Origin of the sequence: Mesorhizobium sp. M1A.F.Ca.IN.020.04.1.1, assembly GCF_003997315.1 — a bacterium.
Lineage (GTDB): Bacteria > Pseudomonadota > Alphaproteobacteria > Rhizobiales > Rhizobiaceae > Mesorhizobium.
In genome coordinates, this window is sequence record NZ_RZSN01000021.1 from 1 (window position 1) to 14,478 (window position 14,478).

18 protein-coding genes are annotated in these 14,478 nt (G+C 64.5%); 3 read left to right on the forward strand and 15 right to left on the reverse strand.

Annotated elements, in window-relative coordinates; all coding sequences use genetic code 11:
• Window positions 1–28: 28 nt before the first annotated feature.
• The 4 genes from EOA49_RS07180 to tesB form a co-directional block, all read right to left on the reverse strand.
• Complete coding sequence (locus EOA49_RS07180) at window positions 29–304, reverse strand: hypothetical protein (RefSeq protein WP_066998346.1); 276 nt, start codon at window positions 302–304, stop codon at window positions 29–31.
• A 293-nt stretch (window positions 305–597) separates the two neighbouring features.
• Window positions 598–1,779, reverse strand: coding sequence for an ammonium transporter (locus tag EOA49_RS07185; protein WP_245322420.1), 1,182 nt, complete (start codon window positions 1,777–1,779; stop codon window positions 598–600).
• A gap of 196 nt (window positions 1,780–1,975) precedes the next feature.
• Complete coding sequence (locus tag EOA49_RS07190; RefSeq protein ID WP_066998360.1) at window positions 1,976–2,314, reverse strand: P-II family nitrogen regulator; 339 nt, start codon at window positions 2,312–2,314, stop codon at window positions 1,976–1,978.
• Between the two features lie 237 nt (window positions 2,315–2,551).
• On the reverse strand, window positions 2,552–3,415 hold the full coding sequence (tesB, locus tag EOA49_RS07195; RefSeq protein ID WP_066998363.1) for an acyl-CoA thioesterase II: 864 nt from the start codon (window positions 3,413–3,415) through the stop codon (window positions 2,552–2,554).
• A 107-nt stretch (window positions 3,416–3,522) separates the two neighbouring features.
• Here tesB and EOA49_RS07200 point away from each other — a divergent pair, with 107 nt between their 5' ends.
• Window positions 3,523–4,785, forward strand: a complete 1,263-nt coding sequence (locus tag EOA49_RS07200) for a ubiquinone biosynthesis hydroxylase (RefSeq protein WP_127217027.1) — start codon at window positions 3,523–3,525, stop codon at window positions 4,783–4,785.
• Window positions 4,786–5,056: 271 nt separating this feature from the next.
• Here EOA49_RS07200 and EOA49_RS07205 read toward each other — a convergent pair whose 3' ends face one another.
• From EOA49_RS07205 to EOA49_RS07215, 3 genes are all read right to left on the reverse strand, one after another.
• Window positions 5,057–5,587 (reverse strand): hypothetical protein, encoded by a 531-nt coding sequence (locus EOA49_RS07205; protein ID WP_067322954.1) that lies wholly within the window; start codon window positions 5,585–5,587, stop codon window positions 5,057–5,059.
• Window positions 5,588–5,685: 98 nt separating this feature from the next.
• Window positions 5,686–6,042: a YciI family protein gene (locus EOA49_RS07210; protein ID WP_067322951.1), complete on the reverse strand. Its 357-nt coding sequence runs from the start codon at window positions 6,040–6,042 to the stop codon at window positions 5,686–5,688.
• Window positions 6,043–6,044: 2 nt separating this feature from the next.
• Window positions 6,045–6,263 carry a hypothetical protein gene (locus tag EOA49_RS07215; protein ID WP_067322949.1) on the reverse strand — a complete coding sequence of 73 codons (219 nt, stop codon included), beginning with the start codon at window positions 6,261–6,263 and terminating at the stop codon, window positions 6,045–6,047.
• 214 nt (window positions 6,264–6,477) lie between these two features.
• On the opposite strand from EOA49_RS07215, the gene EOA49_RS07220 reads away from it, so the two are divergent.
• On the forward strand, window positions 6,478–6,903 hold the full coding sequence (locus EOA49_RS07220; protein WP_127241009.1) for an OsmC family protein: 426 nt from the start codon (window positions 6,478–6,480) through the stop codon (window positions 6,901–6,903).
• A 203-nt stretch (window positions 6,904–7,106) separates the two neighbouring features.
• Here the strand turns inward: EOA49_RS07220 and EOA49_RS07230 are convergent, their stop codons facing one another.
• The 7 genes from EOA49_RS07230 to EOA49_RS34080 form a co-directional block, all read right to left on the reverse strand.
• Window positions 7,107–7,736, reverse strand: a complete 630-nt coding sequence (locus tag EOA49_RS07230) for a DUF480 domain-containing protein (RefSeq protein WP_127241010.1) — start codon at window positions 7,734–7,736, stop codon at window positions 7,107–7,109.
• A gap of 295 nt (window positions 7,737–8,031) precedes the next feature.
• Window positions 8,032–8,811: a succinate dehydrogenase iron-sulfur subunit gene (locus EOA49_RS07240; protein WP_127214597.1), complete on the reverse strand. Its 780-nt coding sequence runs from the start codon at window positions 8,809–8,811 to the stop codon at window positions 8,032–8,034.
• Window positions 8,811–9,245, reverse strand: coding sequence for a DUF3052 family protein (locus tag EOA49_RS07245; RefSeq protein WP_095799643.1), 435 nt, complete (start codon window positions 9,243–9,245; stop codon window positions 8,811–8,813). Before EOA49_RS07245 ends, EOA49_RS07240 begins: the two co-directional genes overlap by 1 nt.
• Window position 9,246: 1 nt before the next feature.
• The gene (sdhA, locus tag EOA49_RS07250) at window positions 9,247–11,082 is read right to left on the reverse strand and encodes a succinate dehydrogenase flavoprotein subunit (protein WP_127241011.1); all 1,836 of its coding nucleotides are present in this window, start codon (window positions 11,080–11,082) and stop codon (window positions 9,247–9,249) included.
• 4 nt (window positions 11,083–11,086) lie between these two features.
• The gene (sdhD, locus tag EOA49_RS07255) at window positions 11,087–11,482 is read right to left on the reverse strand and encodes a succinate dehydrogenase, hydrophobic membrane anchor protein (RefSeq protein ID WP_095799641.1); all 396 of its coding nucleotides are present in this window, start codon (window positions 11,480–11,482) and stop codon (window positions 11,087–11,089) included.
• Entirely contained in the window at window positions 11,482–11,904 is a 423-nt protein-coding gene (gene sdhC / locus EOA49_RS07260; protein ID WP_127241012.1) for a succinate dehydrogenase, cytochrome b556 subunit, read from the reverse strand. The genes sdhD and sdhC overlap by 1 nt, the downstream gene beginning before the upstream one ends.
• 222 nt (window positions 11,905–12,126) lie before the next feature.
• Window positions 12,127–12,321, reverse strand: a complete 195-nt coding sequence (locus tag EOA49_RS34080; protein ID WP_336619659.1) for a hypothetical protein — start codon at window positions 12,319–12,321, stop codon at window positions 12,127–12,129.
• 516 nt (window positions 12,322–12,837) lie between these two features.
• On the opposite strand from EOA49_RS34080, the gene EOA49_RS07270 reads away from it, so the two are divergent.
• On the forward strand, window positions 12,838–13,191 hold the full coding sequence (locus EOA49_RS07270) for a hypothetical protein (RefSeq protein ID WP_095799639.1): 354 nt from the start codon (window positions 12,838–12,840) through the stop codon (window positions 13,189–13,191).
• Here EOA49_RS07270 and EOA49_RS07275 read toward each other — a convergent pair.
• The gene (locus EOA49_RS07275) at window positions 13,175–14,371 is read right to left on the reverse strand and encodes a GGDEF domain-containing protein (protein ID WP_127242260.1); all 1,197 of its coding nucleotides are present in this window, start codon (window positions 14,369–14,371) and stop codon (window positions 13,175–13,177) included. The two genes, EOA49_RS07270 and EOA49_RS07275, sit on opposite strands and share 17 nt — an antisense overlap.
• Between the last annotated feature and the right edge of the window lie 107 nt (window positions 14,372–14,478).

Sequence of the window (14,478 nt, forward strand, 5' to 3'; positions counted from 1 at the left end):
GGCCCGTAAGGACCCGATCTTCCGCACATCACTTATGGCCGGCGTACTGCATCAGGTTGGCGCAGAATTCGGCATGCGGCTTGCTCATCGCCGCGTCCTGGCACTCCTTCATCATCGCATCCTGCTTGTCTTTTGCCGTCGTCGCCCAGGCGGCCTTGAAATCGGCCTCGGACTTCATGGTCTTCATGCTGGAATCGGTGAAGAACGGAGCCATATTGTCAGGCGAGTCGAGCGCGCCAGCAAGTGCAACACCGCTGACCATCGACAGAGCCATTGCTCCCAGGAAGATGTTTTTGCAGTTCATTGGTCGGTTCCTTCCCTGATATTTGGCGACACCACGATGGCGGTCGCAATCCCAGTACGGAACCGGAAGGGCGGACGTTTCACACATTCGTGATCAAGTGAATGTGATCGAAACGCTCCATGCTCATATCCGAGAAAAAAGGAGGCCCGGAAGATCTTCCGGGCCTCAAGGCGTGAGCCCCTTTCGAGAGCGTCACGACGGGATCTTGGGAGTAAATCGGGAAAGCCGCGCCGCGGCCTTCGTTGATATCCGGACCGGCGGGAGGAGTATCCGCCGGTCATTGGCAGGGTCCCTTACGGCACGACTTCGCCGTGCTGGGTGACGTCGAGACCCTCGACCTCTTCCTGGGTGCTCGGACGCAGGCCGACCAGCGCCTTGACGATGTAGAGGATCACCAAGGTGGCGACCGCCGTCCATACGATGGTGACAGCGACGCCGTATGCCTGCTTGGCGAGCGAGGCGCCCGACGACAGGCTGTTGATCGCCGGATCGGCGAGCACACCGGTCAGCAGTGCGCCGACGATGCCGCCGACGCCGTGGACGCCGAAGGCGTCGAGCGAGTCGTCATAGCCCATGGCATGCTTGAGCTTGACCGCCGACAGGTAGCAGACGACGCCCGCGATGATGCCGACGAAGAAGGCGCCGGTCGGGTTGACGAAGCCGGAAGCCGGCGTCACCGCGACAAGGCCCGCGACAGCACCCGAGATGATGCCGAGCACCGAAGGCTTCTTGGCGACGATCCATTCGGCGAACATCCAGGCCAGCGCCGCCGCGGCGGTGGCGACCTGCGTGTTCAACATCGCAGCGCCGGCGAGGCCGTCGGCCGCCAGTTCCGAACCGGCGTTGAAGCCGAACCAGCCGACCCACAGCAGCGAGGCGCCGATCACCGAATAGACCAGGTTGTGCGGCGCCATGTTGGTGGTGCCGTAGCCCTCGCGCTTGCCGAGAACGAGCGCGCAGACCAGGCCCGCGACACCGGCATTGATATGGACGACGGTGCCACCGGCGAAATCGAGCACACCGGCGGTGGCGAGGAAGCCGCCGCCCCATACCCAGTGCGCGACCGGCGCGTATACGACCAGCAGCCACAGCGCCATGAAGATGAGCAGCGCCGAGAACTTCAAGCGTTCGGCGAAGGCGCCGGCGATCAGCGCCGGGGTGATGATGGCGAAGGTCATCTGGAACATCGAGAAGACGAATTCAGGGATGTTCGCCACACCGGGCGCCCACAGCGAGGAAGTGGTGATGCCGTGGTGGAAGAATTTCGAGGCACCGCCGATAAACTTGTTCATGCCGCCGCCGTCGGAGAAGGCCAGCGAGTAGCCGAACATGAACCACAGCACCGTCACCAGGCAGGTGATGGCGAAGCTCTGCATGATGGTGGCGAGTACGTTCTTCTTGCGCACCATGCCGCCGTAAAACAGCGCCAGGCCCGGGATGGTCATCATCAGCACCAGCGCCGTCGAGGTCAGCATCCAGGCGGTGTTGCCAGTGTCGAGCGCGGGCGCCGGGGCGGCCGGCGCTGCGGCCGTGGCTGCCGGAGCGGCCTCCTGCGCGAAAGCGGCGGCGGTGCTGAACGCTACGAGAGCGAGCGCAGCGGCCGCGCGTCCCGTCGTCTTCAAGGGGGAAGGAATATTCATTGAACTCTCCGTTGGAATAGCTGGTCGCCGCTCAGAGCGCGTCGGTGTCTGTTTCGCCGGTGCGGATGCGCACCGCCTGGTCGATGCCGAAGACGAAGATCTTGCCGTCGCCGATCTGGCCGGTCTTGGCGGCGGAGCTGATGGCTTCGACGGCCTTGTCGACCATGTCGGCGCCGACGGCGACCTCGATCTTGATTTTGGGCAGGAAGCTGACCGCGTATTCGGCGCCGCGATAGATTTCCGTATGTCCCTTCTGACGCCCGTAGCCTTTGACTTCGGTGACGGTCAGGCCCTGGATGCCGACGGCGGTGAGCGCTTCGCGCACCTCGTCGAGCTTGAACGGCTTGATGATTGCCATCACGATTTTCATAAGGTTTCACCCTTTGCTGTTGCGGTCCCCCGCGTTTGCACACCTTCACCGATCCCGAGGAGAGCCGGAGAGTGCAGGACAGGATTCAAGCTCCGTGCCAATTGCCGAAGCAGGACATTAACCTGTTGTAAACAAAGGTGATCAGCAGCGCTTGCTCAACAAACGGGCGCAGTGCCGCAATGGCTCATGATTAAAAAATGGGCAAAATTTGGAAAATGCCTGCTTTCTAGGCTTGCCTCAGCGTTTCAGCCGGATGAGGCCTTCCTGCGCGACCGAGGCGATCAGCGTTCCGTCGCGCGCGAACAGCGATCCGCGGGTGAAACCGCGCGAGCCTTGCGTGGAGGGGCTGTCCTGCGTGTAGAGGATCCAGTCGTCCAGCGAATGACTGCGGTGGAACCACATGGCATGGTCGAGGCTGGCCGCCTGGATGTCGCGATCGAAGATGGCGCGGCCATGCGCGAAGGTCGAGGTGTCGAGCAGCGTCATGTCGGAGAGATAGGCAAGCACCGCCGCCTGCGTGGCGCGGTCTTCCGGCACCGGGCCCGTGGTGCGGATCCAGATATTCTGCTCCGGCTCCAGCTTCTCGCGGCTGGTATAGTGCTTGAGCATTACCGGCTTCATCTCGATCGGCCGGTCGCGCTCCCAGTAGCGCTTGATGCCTTCCGGCACCGCCTCGCCGAACTTGCCGAGCAGCTCGCGCTGCGACAGAAGCGTGTCGGGCGCCGGCACGTTGCGCGGCATCGGCAGCTGATGCTCCAGCCCGACCTCGTCCTGCTGGAACGAGGCTTCCAGCGAGAAGATCGCCTGCCCATGCTGGATCGCCACCACCCGGCGCGTGGTGAAAGAGCCGCCGTCGCGGATGCGGTCGACCTCATAGACGATCGGAACCTTGGTGTCGCCGGGCCGCATGAAATAGCCGTGCAGCGAATGCACATGTCGCCCGGGCTCGACAGTGCGCTGGGCGGCGACCAGCGCCTGAGCGATCGTCTGGCCGCCGAACACGCGCTGCCAGTCGAGCTTGGGGCTGCGACCACGATACAGGTTGTGTTCGAGCTGCTCGAGGTCGAGAATGTCGAGAAGCTCGTCCATGGCCGCCGTCATGTTCCACGTCCCTTGAAGATGTGTCATGGCGGGTTTCGGACAGGAGAGCCGGGCAGTCAAGCTGCAACGGCCGCCGCGGTGGCCGTAGGTCGCGAAAGGAAAGTGCCATGGTCGACCGCAAGGCGGATGCAGCGGACAAAACCTCGGTGGACGTGCTGGTGGCGGGCGCCGGCTATGTCGGCCTTGCCGCGGCCGTGTCGCTGAAGCAGGCGCGACCGAGCCTTGCCGTCGCCATTGTCGATGCGGCACCTGCCGGCGTCTGGCAGAAGGACGGCCGCGCCTCGGCGATCGCCGCCGCAGCCTGCCGCATGCTGGAGCAGCTCGGCGTCTGGGACGAGATCGCGCCCGAGGCGCAGGCGATCACCGAGATGATCATCACCGATTCGCGCGCCGCCGATCCGGTGCGGCCGGTGTTTTTGACCTTCGACGGCGAGGTGGCGCCCGGCGAACCCTTCGCCCATATGGTGGCCAACCGGGTTCTCAACGGCGCGCTGCGCCGGCGCGCCGAAAAACTCGGCATCGACGTCATCGAAGGCATGGCCGTCAGCGCCTTCGACACGAACGGCGCCGGCATCACCGTGCATCTGGCCGACGGCGCCGCGCTTAAGGCCTGCCTGCTCGTCGCCGCTGACGGCGTCAATTCGAAGCTGCGCGACATGGCCGGCATCAGGACGGTAAAATGGGAATACGGCCAGTCCGGCATCGTCTGCACGGTCGCGCATGAGCGCCCGCACAATGGCCGCGCCGAGGAACATTTTTTGCCCGCCGGCCCCTTCGCCACCTTGCCGCTGAAGCCTGAGGAGGACGGCACCAATCGCTCCTCGATCGTCTGGGTTGAGCGCACGGAAGACGCGCAGAAGCTGGTCGAGGGCGACGAGTTCGTCTTCGAGCATGAGCTGGAGCAGCGCTTTGGGCTGAAGCTCGGCGAGATACGAGTCGCCGACAAGCCGCGCGCCTGGCCGCTCGGTCTGATCCTTGCGCGCGCCTTCGTCGCACCGCGCATCGCGCTCGCCGGCGATGCGGCGCACGGCATTCATCCGATCGCCGGTCAGGGCCTCAATCTCGGCTTCAAGGATGTCGCAGCACTTGCCGAAGTGGTGGTCGAGGCCGACCGGCTCGGCCAGGACATCGGCGCGCTCGACGTGCTCGAGCGCTACCAGCAATGGCGCCGCTTCGACACGCTGCAGATGGGCGTCACCACCGACGTGCTGAACCGCCTGTTTTCCAACGACATCGGCCCGCTGCGCGCCGTGCGCGACCTCGGCCTCGGTATCGTCGAGCGCATGCCGAAGCTCAAGGACTTCTTCATCCGTCAGGCGTCTGGCCTGTCAGGCGACATGCCGCGGCTATTGAAGGGCGAAGCGATCTAGCGCCTAGCAATTGGCCGGTGCCTACGCGACGTCGTCATCCACGGCGGGAGCGGGAGCGAAGCGGACGCGAAGACCCGAGGATCCATGCCGTGACCTTGGTCGAAGAATGCCGCCGAGCAGAATTCTGCACCGCTGCAACGCTTATAGGTAACGGAATGGATTCTATGGTCTGCGCCGCGCCGCTTCGCTCCTTGCTCCGCCATAGAATGAGGATGCGAGAGGCGTTTCGGCCAATCACGAAGGTAGGCGATCCGGCCGCCACTGCTTCAGCTTAATTGACCTCAAAACCCAGCTTCTGCCGCAGCCTCACCATCCGCTGGTCGGCGATCCGCAGGCGTTGCTCGCCGCCCTGTGCCACCCGGTTCAGCATGCTGAGCAGATCGTCCCGTTCGTGCGGCTCGAGGCGCTCGCGCAGGAACGGCGCCAGCTTGTCGATGACGATCGTGGTGTCGTCGACCTGCGCGGCCGCCCATTTGGCGTAGACAACGGCCTCGTCGGTTTTCTTAGGGTTGTCGGCAATCTGCGCGATCACCTCACGGATGACGGCTTCGCGCTGCGGCAGGATCGGGCCATGTTCCGAAACGATCGCGGTGATCAGCGTCGCGGCGGCCACGACCGGATCGTCGATCGCCGTCAGCGGCGAAAGTGCCGCCTGTTTGCGCAGCTTCTTGCGGCGGATATTGCCCTGCACGCGGCCGATAACGTCGGCGACCTCGCTGGCCGCCTCGTTCATCGCCTTCAGCCGGTACCACCAGATGGCCGCCACGCCGAGCAGGCCAAGCATAGCGAGCAGAAAAGGCATGCCGAATTCCCCCGAAACTGCGGCAACGATAGAAGAAGTACAGCATCGCTTCAACTCGCGACAATTGCGGCGATGAACAAACCGCTAATAGCTCCGGGTCATGACCCCGGTATGTCGTAGACAGCCCTGACCTCGACGGTGCCGAGCTCGGCCAGCGGAATGCCGTCTGCGATCGCCATCGCCTCGTCGAGATCCGCGGCCTCGATCATGACGAAGCCGAGCAGCTGTTCTTTCGTCTCGGCGAACGGCCCGTCGGTAACCAGCCGCTTGCCCTTGCGACGCCTGAGCGACTTCGACATCTTCACCGGCTGCAGCGCCTGCGCGATGATCAGCTTGCCTTGTCGATCGAGTTCCCTGTCATAGGCGAGCGAATCGGCGTCGAGCTTGGCGGATCGTTCCGGCGTGAGCGCGAAGAGGTCCTTTTCCTCGCCGTAGACCAGCAGGACATATTTCATTGTCAGTTCCCTTCCTGCGATGAACCATAGGAGGCGACCGCGATGCTGTCAGCCTTGCTTCTGGCCGCCGCATGATCGAGCAGGCATGCCGCAATCCCGATTATGGCCACGGCCGCCGCCAGCCGGCCGAGGCCGAAGGCCGGGGGATCCAGCCAGAACTCTTCCGGTCGCTGCACCCTTCCGCCGGGGCGCCTCCAAAGTGCGAAAAACAGATTGTCCATCTTCAACCTCCTTCGGCCCCGAACTTCGTGGCCGCCCCCAGGATGGTCCGGCCGCCGGGAAGTCGACATTCTGCACGCGCTTTTTTTGAGATTTTTTTCGCGGGCGTCGACTTCGCAGGCACAATCGCGCCATGGTCTTCCGGCGCGCTCGCGCTATAGTTCAGCGGAACGCCGGCGCCCGCCGGCGCGAACCCCGACAAGCCAGGAGGACTTCATGGACCGCACCGCAAACGCCGTCTGGAAAGGCAATCTGAAAGAGGGCAAGGGCACGCTGGAAACGCAGAGCGGGACTCTGAAGGGCATACCCTATTCCTTCAAGGCGCGCTTCGAGGATGAGAGCGGCAAATCCGGCACCAATCCGGAAGAGCTGATCGCCGCCGCCCATGCCGGATGCTACGCCATGCAGCTGTCGCATTTCCTCGCCGAGAACGGCACCCCGGCCACCGCGCTCGACTCCAAGGCTGTTGTGACACTGGTGCCCGGCACCGGCATAACCGGCAGCGCCATCACCCTGGTCGGCAAGGTCCCGGGCATCGATGCGGCAAAGTTCCAGGAACTGGCCGAGAAGGCCAAGGCCGAGTGCCCGGTCTCAAAGGCGCTCGGCGCCATCAAGGTCTCGATCGACGCCAGGCTGGGCTGACGTAGACTGCGCGGGGCAGGGATCAGTCGCGCCCCTCTCTGCCCTGCCGGACATCTCCCCCACGAGGGGGAAGATCGGATATTCGCGCCGGCTTTCGCCAATCACCGACGCCGCGGGCGAGGCGCTGGAACTGCCAATCTCCCCCCTCGTGGGGGAGATGTCCGGCAGGACAGAGGGGGGCGCTGTCCCGCCATCATCTCACGCTAGCCGCCCAGCGCCTCGATTTTGGCACGCAACGCGCCGACCTCTTCCTCGAGCGCCCGCACCCGCGCTTCGAGATCGGAAGCGTCGGAGGACGCCGGCGGTTGCCATGGCGCTGCCGCCGCTGATACTTCCACCGGACCGCTGAGCAGATGCACATAGCGCTCCTCGCGCTGCCCGGGCGCACGTTCGAGCAGCAGAATGAGCGGCGGACGGCGGCCGATCATCAGGTCGAGATTGTCGCGAAGCTCTTCGATCGACCCGAAGCGCGCCATGCGCTCGGAACGGGCGAGCAGCTCATGCGCCGTCTGCGCGCCGCGCAGGAGCAGCAGACCGACGATCGCGATCTGCGGCGTGGTCAGCGAAAAGCGCTGCGCCATCAGATGTTCGTAGCGCTCGACCCGCGAAGCAAAAGCCTGGCGCACCAGACCCTTCTGTTCGAGCGAGCTGAGCGCGCGCCTAACGTCGGTCAGCTCCAGCGCCATCACCGGCTCGCGCGCCGTCTTCTGGTTGGCCGCGGCATGCGCACCGTTCAGCGTCAGCGGATAGACGTCCGGCGTCAGCTCCTTCTTCTCGATCAGCGAGCCGAGCACGCGGGCTTCGACGGAAGAGAGGACGGGGAGATCGGTCATTGGGTTTGGCTTTTCGATAAGGTCGGTTCTCCGGGTACCGATTTTGACAGAAATCGGATCGCCGCGACAAGGCAGAACCTTCGGAACGTCGGCGGGACAGCGCCCCCCTCTGTCCTGCCGGACATCTCCCCCACTTGGGGGGAGATCAGCAGCTTCGCCGACGGCGCTCATCCTTCAACGTTGGCGATTGGCGAAAGCCGCGATGACAGCCAATCTCCCCACCCGTGAGGGAGATGGCCGGCAGGCCAGAGGGTGGCGCGAAGAATCGCTGCGTACGAACTTGAGCCGCTAAACTCTAGACGCGCCGCTCCACCATCATCTTCTTGATCTCCGCGATCGCCTTCGCCGGATTGAGCCCCTTCGGGCAAGTTTGCGCGCAGTTCATGATGGTGTGACAGCGATAGAGCCGGAACGGATCCTCGAGATTGTCGAGCCGCTCGCCGGTCGCCTCATCGCGGGAATCGATCAGCCAGCGATAGGCCTGCAGCAGCGTTGCCGGGCCGAGATAGCGCTCGCCGTTCCACCAGTAGCTTGGGCACGAGGTCGAGCAGCAGGCGCACAGGATGCACTCATAGAGCCCATCGAGCTTCTCGCGGTCTTCATGGCTTTGCAGCCATTCCTTGGCGGGCGTCGGCGAGACCGTCTTCAGCCATGGCTCGATCGAGGCATGCTGGGCATAGAAGTTGGTGAGGTCGGGCACGAGGTCCTTGATCACCGGCATATGCGGCAGCGGATAGATCTTCACCGCGCCGGAAATGTCGTCGGCGCCCTTGGTGCAGGCGAGCGTGTTCGAGCCGTCGATGTTCATGGCGCAGGACCCGCAAATGCCTTCGCGGCAGGAGCGGCGCAGCGTCAGCGTCGGGTCGATCTTGTTCTTGATCCACAGCAGCGCGTCGAGCACCATCGGGCCGCAATCGTCCATGTCGACGAAATAAGTGTCCATGCGCGGATTCTCGTCGTCGTCCGGCGACCAGCGGTAGATGCGGTATTCGCGCAGATTGGTGGCGCCCTCCGGCTTCGGCCAGGTCTTGCCCTGCTGGACTTTCGAATTCTTGGGTAGCGTGAGTTCGACCATTACCTGCGGTCCTTTCGGATGACGAGCTTCAGCCCGGACCAGATATCGTTGACGGCCGCGACCTTGACGTCGACAAGGTCGCGCTTGAGCGCCTCGGCGCGGATGACGTCCTCGGTGACGTCGGTCGGCACATTCGAAGCCTTCTTCGGCCAGGAGACCCAGACCATGCCGTCGCGCTTGATCGCCGTCTCGATGCCGGCCAGGCCGTCCTCGATCTCGGCGCGCTGCCGGGTGAAAGCGTGCACGGCATCGTATTTCCGGTTGCCCGAGATCGCCGACCAGTAGGGCAGCCGATCGACCTCGGCAAACCCGACGGCTCCAGCCAACTCGTCGAGCTCGGGCGGCAGCGCGATGAAGGCGGCGACCATGCCGTCCTTCAGGCCGAGCTTGGCCGCAAGGGGCGTGCCGGAATATCCCGCGGCCGCCAATGCCATGTCAGTAGACCCTGGCCTTTGGCGCGATCTTGGCCAGGCTGATGCCGCCGTCCTTTTCCGCCAGCAGCGGGTCGGTGTGCACCGGGCGGTAGGAAAGCGTCACCTTGCCGTCCTCGCCGACGTGGGCCAGCGTGTGCTTGCGCCAGTTGGCGTCGTCGCGCGCCGAGAAATCCTCTCGCGCATGCGCGCCGCGGCTCTCCTTGCGCGCCTCGGCGCCGTAGACCGTGGCGATGGCATTGACCATCAGGTTTTCGAGCTCCAGCGTCTCGACCAGGTCCGAGTTCCAGACCATCGAGCGGTCGAAGACCTTGACGTCCTTGAGCTCGCTCCAGATTTGAGAAACGCGCTGGCAGCCATTTTCCAGCGATTCCTGCGTGCGGAACACCGCCGCGTCTTCCTGCATCGCCCGCTGCATCTTTTCGCGCAGCGCAGCGGTCGGGGTCGAGCCGCTGGCGTGGCGCAGCTTGTCGAAGCGGTCCATGATCTTGTCGACCGATTCCTGATTGGGCGACGCAATCGCCGACTTGCGATCGATCACCTGGCCGGCGCGGATTGCGGCCGCTCGGCCGAACACGACCAGATCGATCAGCGAGTTGGAGCCGAGCCGGTTGGCGCCATGCACGGAGGCGCAGCCGGCCTCGCCCACCGCCATCAGGCCGGGCGACACGCGGTCGGGGTTGTCGAAGCTCGGGTTGAGCGCCTCGCCCCAATAATTGGTCGGCACGCCGCCCATATTGTAGTGAACCGTCGGCAGCACCGGGATCGGCTCCTTGGTCAGGTCGACGCCGGCGAAGATCTTGGCCGATTCGGAGATGCCCGGCAGCCGCTCGTGCAGCACCGCCGGATCGAGATGGTCGAGATGCAGGAAGATGTAGTCCTTGTTCTTGCCGACGCCGCGGCCCTCGCGGATCTCCAGCGTCATGCAGCGCGAGACCACGTCGCGCGAGGCGAGGTCCTTGGCCGACGGCGCGTAGCGCTCCATGAAGCGCTCACCCTCGGAATTGACAAGATAGCCGCCCTCGCCGCGCGCGCCTTCGGTGATCAGGCAGCCGGCGCCGTAGATGCCGGTCGGATGGAACTGCACGAACTCCATGTCCTGCAGCGGCAGCCCGGCCCGCGCGGCCATGCCGCCGCCGTCGCCGGTGCAGGTATGCGCCGAGGTGGCGGAGAAATAGGCGCGGCCATAGCCGCCGGTCGCCAGCACCACCATCTTTGCCGAGAAGCGGTGGATGGTGCCGTCGTCGAGGTTCCACGCCACCACGCCGGTGCATGTGCCGTCCGGCTCCATGATCAGGTCGAGCGCGAAATACTCGATGAAGAACTGCGCGTTGTTCTTCAGCGACTGGCCGTAGAGCGTATGCAGGATGGCGTGCCCGGTGCGGTCGGCGGCGGCGCAGGTGCGCTGAACCGGCGGGCCGTCGCCATAATTCATCATGTGGCCGCCGAACGGCCGCTGATAGATCTTGCCCTCTTCGGTGCGCGAGAATGGCACGCCGTAATGCTCGAGCTCATAGACGGCGGCCGGCGCCTCGCGCACCATGTATTCCATGGCGTCGACGTCGCCCAGCCAGTCTGAGCCCTTGACGGTGTCGTACATGTGCCATTGCCAGGAATCGGGGCCCATGTTGGAGAGCGAGGCGGCGATGCCGCCTTGCGCCGCGACCGTGTGCGAGCGCGTCGGGAACACCTTGGTGATGCAGGCGGTGCGCAGCCCCTGCTCGGCCATGCCGAGCGTGGCGCGCAACCCGGCACCGCCGGCGCCGACGATCACCACATCGAATTTGTGATCGACAAAGGTGTAGGCCGAAGCCGTGCTGGCTGTGTTTGCGTTGGCCAAGACGTCAGCCTCCGAATGCGAGTTTGAGCAGAGCGAAGAGTGAGGCGACGCCGACTGCTATTGAGAAGAATGTGTTGAGGGCGATCAGCGCCAGCTTCATGCCCTCGCCATGCACATAGTCCTCGATGATGACCTGCATGCCGATCCGCATGTGGTAGAGCGCGGAAATCAGCACCAACGACAGCACCAGCGCCACGAAGGGGTTCGCGAGCGACGCCCGCACTTCAGCATAGCCGTGGCCGTTGAGGGCGATCAGGAAGCCGACGAAGAACAGGATGAGCGGGATATTGGCCACCGCCGTCAGCCGCTGGCGCCAGAAATGGCCGGTACCCTCACGCGCCGAACCAAGGCCGCGAACCCTCCCGAGCGGCGTGCGCATGTCCGAATTCTTTGCGGTCATCAGAGTGCCCCCCGCGCCATGTAGCCCGCGATCCAGATCAGCAGCGTCAGCACGATCGAGCCGGCGAGCGTTGCCCATGCGATCCTCGAGGCGGTGTGTTTTTCGAGCCCGGCGCCGGTGTCCCAGACGAGATGGCGCAACCCGCCCAGCATGTGGTGCATCAGCGCCCAGGTGTAGCCGAACAGGACCAGCCGGCCGAGCCAGGAGCCGAAGGCCCAGTTGACCCAGTCGAACGCAGCCTGCGAACTCGACGCAGCGATCAACCAGGCCGCCACCAGGAGCGTGCCGAAATAAAGCGCGCCGCCGGTGATGCGATGGACGATCGACATCGTCATCGTGATCGGGGGCCTGTAAATCGTCAGGTGCGGCGAAAGCGGCCGTTCACGTCTGGCAATTGCGCGGGTGGCTGGTGATTTGCTCATGGCTCCCCCAGATCGGCGTTCCTGAGCCGCGAAGGATGCGGCTTTTGCCGCACAACATAGGGCCTCGGATAGCGGGTTTCTAATGCGCTTTTTGCACCGCGTCAAAGCCGGAAAATCGTTTTGAAAACGTCATTTAGTCTGACAAAACGGGGAAATTCAGCTTCAATCGATTAGCGGCCGATCTGCAGCCGGCGCAACGTCGCTGCAGTGCAATAAGATCCGTTATCTTTTGCAGCTCTGCGGCGTGGACCCCTTCTTCATCACCAGCGCCTCGCGACCGTCGATCACGATTGCGTCATGCGTCGCCGCTTCCTGGTAGCGGCTGGTTTGATTGGCGGGCGACGCTGGAAACACTTCGGCCGAGCCATCCGGCCCGAGCACACGCAGCGAAGAGCCGAGATTTTGGATGGTGATCATGCCGCCATTGCCGCATCTGTAGGTGGCCGTTCCGACGCCGGCTCGCGGCGTGGTCAAGTCGGTGGTGATTTTGGTTGCGGGTGGCGAAGCTGTTGACAATGGCTTGGGCGTTGCGGCAGCTCCAGCCCCGGGAGCGACGGGTTGGCTGGTTGGAACGGGCGAGACTGTTGGCGATCCCGTATTCGCCGCCTTCGGCACGCCGTCCTGCGGCACGCAGGCCGTAGCCGCAAGAAGCAGCGGAACAACGAGCGAGACCCAAATCGCGCGGCCAAACATCATGTGCTGCCCCTTTCGTGCGCGGCACGCTAGCCACGCAATGCGCCAAGATCAAGCTCGCCTGGGCCGGGGCGGGGCGATGGACGGAGTGGAGCCAAGGCGCCGAAATTAACCATGTTCATTAAGTTTCCCTCCTGAAGCCTGTCTGCCCCTTAACAAAGGTTAAGAAAGGGTTAATTTCCGATTCGCACGACGTTTGCAGGGCGATCCCGAGGGTCGCACCGTCCAAGGGAGAGCGACATGCGTTCGAATTCAGTGCGGGCAGGCCTGGCGGTCGCGACGCTGGCTGCACTTGCCACCGCCGTTGCTGTGCCGGCCGAAGCCGGCCTGCGCCATCATGACCGCGTCTATGCCGATTCCTTCGGCAATCTCGTCATCGACAGCGCCGCCGGCTACAAGCGCATCATCGTCGGCGAGGGCCGGCACGCCAAGCAGCTCTCGAACTTCACCGGCGCCGGCCAGCCAGATGTCATCTACGATTCCGACGCTGCCGGCGCCCCGGGCTGCTACCAGCCGCCGGTCTTCATCAAGGGCCGTTCCTATATGTACGGCCTCTCCGACGGCGAGATGCCCAACCTCAGCCCCTGCCGCTGACCGCCGGGAACTGCCGGCGCGCGGTCCCGAGCGAGACGCGCACGCAGTCGCGGCCGGCATTCTTGGCCGCGTAAAGCGCTTCGTCGGCGCGCCGCAGCAGATCTGGAAAATCCTCATCCGTGGCAAGCTCGGCGACGCCGAAGCTCGCGCTGCAGCGATGATCGGCGGGCAGGCCTTCGATCGGCAGCCCGCCAAACGCGCTGCGCGCGCCTTCCGCGAACAATCGCGCGGCAGCAAGGTTGGTACCGGGCAGGATGGCGAATTCCTCGCCGCCGATGCGGCCGGCGACGTGATGCTCGGCCGCCGCCTCGCGCAGCAGGCCTGCGAAGGTCTCGATGACACGATCGCCGCAGGCATGCCCGTAGCTGTCGTTGATCCTCTTGAAGTGATCGAGGTCGGCAATGACCAGCGCCACCGGTACGCCCCGGCGCACCGCATCGCGCAACGCCAACTCGGCATGGCGTTCGAAACCGCCGCGGTTGAGGAGCCGCGACAGCGTGTCCGTCTCCGATTTCGACATCGCCTCGGCCAGCACGTCGCGCACCAGGATGGCGAGCGCGAGCAGCGCCAGCGCCAGACCGAACACGGTGCCAAGCGACTGCGACACCAGTGCATAACCCGTCTGCACATAGGATTGCGGATTGGCGCCCCAGCCGCCCAGCGCGCCGGCGATGAAAGGCTTTGATGCGAACTGCAGGGCGCTTGCCGCGAGCACGAGCATCAGGAGGTGATCGAGCCGCTCGAGCCGCTGCCTGGAGGACAGCACGATGCCAAGCGCGGTGCACTGCATGGCCGCATAAGGAAGCTGATAGGCCAACATGCGGGTGAGCGAGTATCGCGGCAGGTCCTGCACCAGATAGACGGCGGCCGAGGCCACGGCCAGGAAGACCAGCATCGGCGCCCAGGGCGGCGTCACGCCATATTTGTGGGCAAGCCCGCCGTTGAAAGCGATGGTTGCGCCGAGGAAGACAGCGAAGGCCATGACAACCGGCAGCCGGGCATCGGCAAAAGCGGGGATACTGAACTCGATGGCAAAATAGGCCATGCCGAGCAAATAGCCGAAAGCCAGCCAGCGCGCCGACACACGCCCGACGTCGTGGACGGCGATCGCCGCGAAGGCCGCGGCCAACAGCCCGGCGACGAGCAGATTGATCACCAGGATGAAATCAGCGCTGCCCATGTTCCCTTCGAAGCCCCCCGGGCAGAAAACCATCGACGGGCGAAAAACACGTTAACGTCCGTCGCCTTCGGGCAGTGATGTTGGCTGTTGTCAGGTGCTCTGGAGCC